A 6142-nucleotide genomic window follows, 5' to 3' on the forward strand; every position below is an offset into this window, starting at 1 on the left:
CGCCAGTGTAGGCCTTCACCGCCTTTTCGGCGTCGTCCATCCACTGCTTTTCAAGCTTGCCGGCCGTTTCGACGCGCGCAAGCCACTTCGCCCCCTCTTTTCGAAGAGTCTCGCCCTGCTTCTGCTGGTCGGGGTTCCGCTTGTCCGCCTTTGCCATGGCGGACAGGATGGTGGCGCCGAATGCGAAATTCTAAGCCGCTTGAAGAAGCTAGCTTAGAATGTCGCTACTACCACCATCCAGACCAAGGAAAGGGCGCCGGCGCCTGTAAAAAATTGTTTGGCCTCGAAAGCGCCTTGTCTTCCTTTGTAAGCTAACGACCGATCGTCGTATTCGTACACCTCCGCCGAAAGAGCCTTGTTGACGGTGACCAAGCCAAACACATACTGGAGATAGTCGCAAAGAACCGCCATGGCACCAGAGAACCCGATCAAGAAAACGAAAAGACCGTGGGCCTTTAGCGTGCTGGCGAATTCGGAATTGTCGGCTTTGATAGTGTAGAACGCAACCAAGAGCCCAAACGACATATACCGACAAAGCTCAGATATCGTGCTGCTTAGGCTCTTCTTGTCCGCTAAAAAGTCGCTCCGCTTCAGCATCTCATTTCACTTTTCGACTTGGTCCAGGATCATCAGTTCCGGGAATTTTCTGTATGCTATCAAGCATAACAGTGCCCGGCTTGATTTGGATTAGGCGGAATTTCGCACCGTCCTTGCATCGAAACAACGCGTCCTCGTCTACTGACCAATACGCGTCTGGCGGACAATTCGCGGGCTTTTTCCCTCCGACGGCCGCAATGACTGGCTGCGCGTTGCCCGTCAGCGCGTTGACAACCTTTGCACCACCATCAGAGTCTGCCTTGAAGTAGAGCAGAACCGCGGGATCGCCGCTCCAAGCGCTGACGACGCTTAAAGTCAGCATCAAATAGACAAACAAATACCTGCGCATTACTCCCCCGGCTCAAGCATGCAGTGTCACTGACTTGCCAGCGAGTCCTCTGGGAGTCAAATTCATTCCGCGGGTGCAAATTTGGGGAGCCGGCGGTCGCGGATTACTCCGCTGGTTTGGGTTTGAACTTCCGCACCACGACCTCAAACACGATGTCCGAAATCCACATCGCCGAGACGCCGATCAGAAAGGCCGCTGCCAGCACAGTGGTCTCGTCGCTGGCATCGGGGATAGGCAGACCAATCGCTTGCGAGTAGGCCACGGTCGGCAGCGTCAGGTAGGCCGCCGCCAGCGCCCCGCAGATGGGCGAGGCGATCATCTCACGGATCTTGTAGCGATGGCGCGAGAGAGCCCGCAGGATGCCGCCGGCGAGGCCGGCAGCCACTACAGGGCCTTTGATGCCGAGGAAGTCGAGAAATTCGTGCATCATGGCCTCCAGCCGCAGAGCTTGGCGCCCTTGAGATTGTGCGCGAGTGCCGACCGCGCTTCGGTGGCCGTCATGTCATCGAGGGGATTGCGGTTCGGCTTCTCGACGTCGCAGAAACTGCCGCCCGCGTGCTGGCAAGCGGCAAGGGCGACGAAGGCAGCCAGGGCTAGGATTTTGGACGCGACCATTTGGCCTGCTCCTTCAGAACCTCGGCGTCAGACATGCCAGCTACTGCCTGGTCGATCTTGTCTGCCTCATCACGGGCTGCCAGCCGCTCTACTGCCTGCCTGTTGCGCTCTGCCTTGGCGCCGGACAGTCGGCCCCTGATCCACGCGCCAACCGCCATGACGATGCCGGCGCCGATCGCGATGACGACTGGATTGTGCAGGAGCGATTCGAGGAGCGCAGTGAAGACCTCGGCCATCGTCAGTGCTCCCAGCCGAAGCGCCGGGCCATCCAGTGCCAGGCTTCAGTCACGCCGCCGATCGCCAGCCCAAGCCCGGTTTCCAGCGCCATCTGGACGTCGGGATCGGCCGAGAAGGCTGAAGCGTCGTCGGAGCCGAGCAGGCCGCGCGCGACAAGCACGCCGGACCCGTAGCGCAGCGCAATACGGACAATGACGGCGGTCATGGTGATTTCCTTCTGAAGACGGCTTTGAGGAATGCGAACAGCGCAGCCCAGAGCGGATTGCGTTCCTTGGCGGCAGCGGCAGGCGTAGGAGCTTGCGGCATGCTCGGCGGCGTCGCGCCGGGGACCGTGGAAGCCGGCGCGGGCTGAACGAAAACAGGCTCCGCCATCATCATGGCCTGGATGCGCACCGCCACCACGCGGCTCTGCCAGCCCCTGCCGAAGGTCGGCCAGGTCGGCAGACGCTTCAGAAAGGCGAGCCGGGCATCGCAGAGCGTGTCGATGACGACGCCGGCAGGCTTGGCCCGCACCGCGGCAAGCGTGGCTGGGCCTATCCGGCCATCCTGCACCACGCCGACGCCACATGCGGCCTGGAGGTACTTCGCCGCCCGACCAGGACCGCTGTTCACCGCGAAGTCAAAGACGGCGTAATCCACGCCATCGGGCAACTCGGCGCCGGCCACCGCGTCCCAATAGAAACGCCGGTAAACCGTGGCGATCTGCTCATCCGTGATCTTGCGAAGATCGGCCTTGGTGGCATTGGCCATCACGTAGCGGCGGAAGTTCGCCAGCGTCACGCCCTTCATGGTGGCGCCGCCTGGGTCCGCCGGATTGTCGCTCCAGCCACCCTCCGATTTGAGAACGAGCGAAAGCGCCCGCTGGAAATTGCGGTCCATTAGAGGCTGATCTCCCACCCGCGAATGAAGAGTTGGTCAGTCATAAATCACGACACTGACAAACTCCGCGTCGCCAGAAACACCGGCTGGTTTGGTTATGACCCGGACAGAACCGACAAGCAGTGAGGCCACAGAGAAAGGAGCTACACCCCACGCTTCTGTGGCGGCCTGTGGCTTAGAGGCTCCCGCCACCGCGTAGTTCACATCTGCCATCGCGTTCGTGAAATTGATCGTGTAGTCCATCGACGCGTTTCTCACGACGCTGGACACGTTGAATGATTTCCGAACAGTGACGGTCGAGCCGGATACCGTGAACGAAACCCAGGCCTTGGCGATGCCGGATGTGTCGGGCGTGAACCACTCCGGCGCCGTGGCACCGGCATTCATGCGCAGTTGCTGGGCAGCCGTCCCCTTGGGAATTCGCGTGTAGGCTTTGGCACCCGAGAGATAGAGCAAGTCTCCCGCTACCGCGCCGCTCGGTAGCGGAACGAAAATCTGTTGCGCCGCACCGTCGCCGACCACCAGGACGTTGTCGTCAGTGTCCCACTGGATATCACCCTCTGCTGTAGGAGTCGGCGCGGCGCTCTGTTTCAGAGTCAGGGTGGGTGTGACGATGGTCGACGATGCTGCGATGGCAAGCGGTGTGCCGTTGGCGCGCGTATAACCGACGCAACGCCAGTTGCCTCCGCCAAGCGAGCGCATGCGTGCGACGTCGCCTGCCGCCGTGGTGATGTTCGCCCCGCCCGGCAGGATCAGACTGGTAGCATTGTGCGTGAACGTCAGGACACCCTGAAACACCAGATCCCGCTCGGCGCCGGCCGGAAGCGTGCCGAGCGCCGTGATGGGGACCGTGCCTGTGATGTTGACCAGCGTACCTGTGGTGTTTGCCAGGTTGACAGTCGCGGCCGATGCCATGTCCGCGCCAGCTGCGTTGAAGTTGTCGGCTGCGCCTACTGCCGTGCTCGATCCCGAGCCGCCAGACGTGAGGGGCCTCGCAGCGTTCGCGTCCGCCACCAGATCGTCGACCAGCGCGTTGTATTTTGCCGACTCGATCGGGGTATTCGGCGTTCCTTTGGTACCCGGAGGGGCTGAGTAGACACCACCAGCGCGCGGCATAGCTGCTCCAATGTATCGATGGAGCAATGATCAGTGCGAGCCCGCGAAACTCTAAGCCGCTTGGAAAGCCTGCACGTGGGCAGCTTTCACGAAATTGCTGTTCTTTCAGAGAATTGCTCAATTCGGCGCGCGAACGGCCCGCCTCTTTCCCATGGCGAACCATTGGGTCGGGCTTTGTTCCGAAGCCGGCGCTCGCTGACGGGCTTTCTGCGACTGAAGTCCGATGCTCGACCGCATTGGTCTTAGCGGCGAAACATATAGCCCATTATCTCGTTGGCTCCGCGACTGGCGAATGTGAGTCCCTTTTTCGTCAGTCAATTTGCCAAACTAAACACCCGCTGCCTCCTGGGATGCGGCGGGTGTTTTTTGGGAGATTCTCATGCGACTTGGTGACCTCATCGCGGAAATCTTTGCGACCCTTCTCGCGATAAGCGTAGTTGCCGTTTTGTTTTTCATGGGCGGAAAGCCGCTCTGGCCCGACAATCAAGCGAAGATGGTCATTGTTCTGTCTCCGGACGCAATGACGACGGCATCGATCAGGTCATCAGCTCGTCCACACCTGCCAGAAAAGGTTGACGCCGAATTGCTGCGACCGAGACCGTTTCAGGATTAGGACGGTTGCGACGTAGGTCCCTCGTTGGATGCCAGAGCGCGCCCGACGCCAAAGCGGCACTGTTTGCAAGCACTTCTCAAAGCGCCGGAGCACCGAGTGACTAGGCGCCCTGAAGATGGAACGTCATCACCACCTGCATAAGCTGGCGTCCGGCTTCATCGCGGACCTTGAATGACAACTCCCGGTGGGGGCCGTCCGGTAGGACCTCTCTTATCACATCCACCAGTGCCCTCACTGCCTGGTGCTTGACGGCATCGAAGCTAGACAGCTCTGTCCCTTCGGTGTCGAGTTGAGCAACGTCATCATCATAAAAGTCGAAGAAATATAGTGCCATAGGGATTCAATCCCGAAACCGAAAGAAGGTTTCATCAGCCCCGAGCCCGGCGCCTCCTTACCATCGCGTCGACCGCCTCCTTGACCGTCTGCTGACTGCGTATCGTGCCGTCCGCCTGGCCGACGTACGCGCCCTTGTCGCCCACCGGCTTCTCGGCAGCCACAATAGCCTGCCGCCACGCGAGGCCGAGGTAGCGGAACGCTGATGCATAGTGCTCGGCCCAATTCTTGACCGGGATGTCGCGGAACGTCTTCTTCTCGTCGTCGTACTCGCGCCGGTAGGCCTTTAGGCCCTCGACGCCGTCGTTGACGCTGTCGGTGTTCCTGAAGCGCGCCACCTTGATCGTCTGCAGGCCGGCGTTGTTGCCCTCGGCCAGGCTGACGATGCCGACCATTTTCGGCTTGCGCCCGTGCGCCCTTAACGTGTCGAGCCGCGTGCGTTTCGTTCCCCACTGCGGATGCAGGATGTCATGCGGAACGAAGTCGTCGCCGTGGTAGCCCTGCTCGTCGAGCCACTTGCACCAATCCTCCAGGTCTTCGCTGTCGGGAACATAGAAGTCGACGATCAGCGGCATGCCGTCGATGACCTGGAAGCACCAGATCGGGTTATTGACCGCCTTGCCGAGATCCCACGCGGTATGCACCGGATACCGAGGATCGATGTCGAACGCGGTGCCGATGCGCCCCATTCGCTCGGCACGAGCTATCTCTGCGCCCCAATAGGAGCCGATCAGCGCGCCCGCGAATGAGCAATAATACTCCTGGTCGATGAGCATGTCGGCCGTTTCCTTGCCGAACAGCCCCACATAGATCGCTCGCTGCTCCTCGATCGTCACTTCGTCGATGGCGCCGGTAGCCGAGGCCGGCAGTACTTCGCTGAACCAGCCACGCGGGTTCGTTACCGGATCAAAGACGTTGCCCTTCACCGCGTCGAGCATGCCTTTAAAGTGATTTCCGCCGCGCGGCGTGCTGATGAACGAGGCCCAACCGCCATTTTCGGCCAGGATCGGCGCGAGATAGGCCCACGCCGCGGGATTAGCCAACGCCCATTCCGAAAACGTAATGCCAACCGGCGGCGAGCCGACCAACGAATTGAAATTATCGCTGCCAACAATTTGGAAAGTGGATCCGACCTTGAACCGAACGAACATCTCGTTGTCGTTCATGTTCTCGATCAGCGGTTCCGGAAACGCTTCGAACAGGCGTCTCTTGCCGGTGTGAGGGTTGACCGCATTCCAGATCGCTTTCCGCGCCTGTGCGGCCTCGGGCAGCATGTGCCAATAAGTGCCCGGCCTCTCGTGGGCAGACACCGCGTGCATATTCAGGTTGATTTCATCCTTGCCAGCGCGGCGGTGCCAGACCAAGAGCTGGCGCTTGCAGCCCTGCTCCCATGTGTTCCAGGC

Annotated in this window: 11 protein-coding genes; 1 reads left to right on the plus strand and 10 read right to left on the minus strand. The window is 60.6% G+C overall.

The window, feature by feature from the left end:
- Positions 1-213: 213 nt before the first annotated feature.
- The 8 genes from EN738_RS29260 to EN738_RS29295 form a co-directional block, all read right to left on the minus strand.
- The gene (locus EN738_RS29260; RefSeq protein ID WP_127286687.1) at positions 214-597 is read right to left on the minus strand and encodes a hypothetical protein; all 384 of its coding nucleotides are present in this window, start codon (positions 595-597) and stop codon (positions 214-216) included.
- Position 598: 1 nt separating this feature from the next.
- Entirely contained in the window at positions 599-946 is a 348-nt protein-coding gene (locus EN738_RS29265; RefSeq protein ID WP_127286688.1) for a hypothetical protein, read from the minus strand.
- A gap of 103 nt (positions 947-1049) precedes the next feature.
- Positions 1050-1373 carry a hypothetical protein gene (locus EN738_RS29270; protein ID WP_127286689.1) on the minus strand — a complete coding sequence of 108 codons (324 nt, stop codon included), beginning with the start codon at positions 1371-1373 and terminating at the stop codon, positions 1050-1052.
- Positions 1373-1561, minus strand: coding sequence for a hypothetical protein (locus EN738_RS29275; protein ID WP_127286690.1), 189 nt, complete (start codon positions 1559-1561; stop codon positions 1373-1375). Before EN738_RS29275 ends, EN738_RS29270 begins: the two co-directional genes overlap by 1 nt.
- On the minus strand, positions 1540-1797 hold the full coding sequence (locus tag EN738_RS29280; RefSeq protein ID WP_127286691.1) for an ABC transporter permease: 258 nt from the start codon (positions 1795-1797) through the stop codon (positions 1540-1542). The genes EN738_RS29275 and EN738_RS29280 overlap by 22 nt, the downstream gene beginning before the upstream one ends.
- A 2-nt stretch (positions 1798-1799) precedes the next feature.
- Entirely contained in the window at positions 1800-2003 is a 204-nt protein-coding gene (locus tag EN738_RS29285; protein ID WP_127286692.1) for a hypothetical protein, read from the minus strand.
- Positions 2000-2677 carry a glycosyl hydrolase 108 family protein gene (locus EN738_RS29290; RefSeq protein ID WP_127286693.1) on the minus strand — a complete coding sequence of 226 codons (678 nt, stop codon included), beginning with the start codon at positions 2675-2677 and terminating at the stop codon, positions 2000-2002. Before EN738_RS29290 ends, EN738_RS29285 begins: the two co-directional genes overlap by 4 nt.
- 36 nt (positions 2678-2713) lie before the next feature.
- A complete protein-coding gene (locus tag EN738_RS29295) occupies positions 2714-3793 on the minus strand; it encodes a hypothetical protein (protein WP_189606024.1) in 1080 nt (359 codons plus the stop codon).
- A 379-nt stretch (positions 3794-4172) separates the two neighbouring features.
- Between EN738_RS29295 and EN738_RS29300 the strand changes: the two genes are divergently transcribed.
- Positions 4173-4406, plus strand: coding sequence for a polymerase (locus tag EN738_RS29300; protein ID WP_127286694.1), 234 nt, complete (start codon positions 4173-4175; stop codon positions 4404-4406).
- Between the two features lie 100 nt (positions 4407-4506).
- Here the strand turns inward: EN738_RS29300 and EN738_RS29305 are convergent, their stop codons facing one another.
- Entirely contained in the window at positions 4507-4740 is a 234-nt protein-coding gene (locus EN738_RS29305) for a hypothetical protein (protein ID WP_127286695.1), read from the minus strand.
- Positions 4741-4774: 34 nt separating this feature from the next.
- Positions 4775-6142: hypothetical protein (locus EN738_RS29310; protein ID WP_245494805.1), on the minus strand; the 1368-nt coding region annotated here is incomplete at its 5' end.

Origin of the sequence: Mesorhizobium sp. M4B.F.Ca.ET.017.02.2.1 (genome assembly GCF_003998955.1) — a bacterium.
In the GTDB taxonomy this organism is placed as follows: domain Bacteria; phylum Pseudomonadota; class Alphaproteobacteria; order Rhizobiales; family Rhizobiaceae; genus Mesorhizobium; species Mesorhizobium abyssinicae.

What these genes read in the sequence shown, in the direction of transcription:
- EN738_RS29260 (WP_127286687.1), bottom strand. Translation starts at nt 597, where the DNA reads ATGCTGAAGCGGAGCGACTTTTTAGCGGACAAGAAGAGCCTAAGCAGC.
- EN738_RS29265 (WP_127286688.1), bottom strand. Translation starts at nt 946, where the DNA reads ATGCGCAGGTATTTGTTTGTCTATTTGATGCTGACTTTAAGCGTCGTC.
- EN738_RS29270 (WP_127286689.1), bottom strand. Translation starts at nt 1,373, where the DNA reads ATGCACGAATTTCTCGACTTCCTCGGCATCAAAGGCCCTGTAGTGGCT.
- EN738_RS29275 (WP_127286690.1), bottom strand. Translation starts at nt 1,561, where the DNA reads ATGGTCGCGTCCAAAATCCTAGCCCTGGCTGCCTTCGTCGCCCTTGCC.
- EN738_RS29280 (WP_127286691.1), bottom strand. Translation starts at nt 1,797, where the DNA reads ATGGCCGAGGTCTTCACTGCGCTCCTCGAATCGCTCCTGCACAATCCA.
- EN738_RS29285 (WP_127286692.1), bottom strand. Translation starts at nt 2,003, where the DNA reads ATGACCGCCGTCATTGTCCGTATTGCGCTGCGCTACGGGTCCGGCGTG.
- EN738_RS29290 (WP_127286693.1), bottom strand. Translation starts at nt 2,677, where the DNA reads ATGGACCGCAATTTCCAGCGGGCGCTTTCGCTCGTTCTCAAATCGGAG.
- EN738_RS29295 (WP_189606024.1), bottom strand. Translation starts at nt 3,793, where the DNA reads ATGCCGCGCGCTGGTGGTGTCTACTCAGCCCCTCCGGGTACCAAAGGA.
- EN738_RS29300 (WP_127286694.1), top strand. Translation starts at nt 4,173, where the DNA reads ATGCGACTTGGTGACCTCATCGCGGAAATCTTTGCGACCCTTCTCGCG.
- EN738_RS29305 (WP_127286695.1), bottom strand. Translation starts at nt 4,740, where the DNA reads ATGGCACTATATTTCTTCGACTTTTATGATGATGACGTTGCTCAACTC.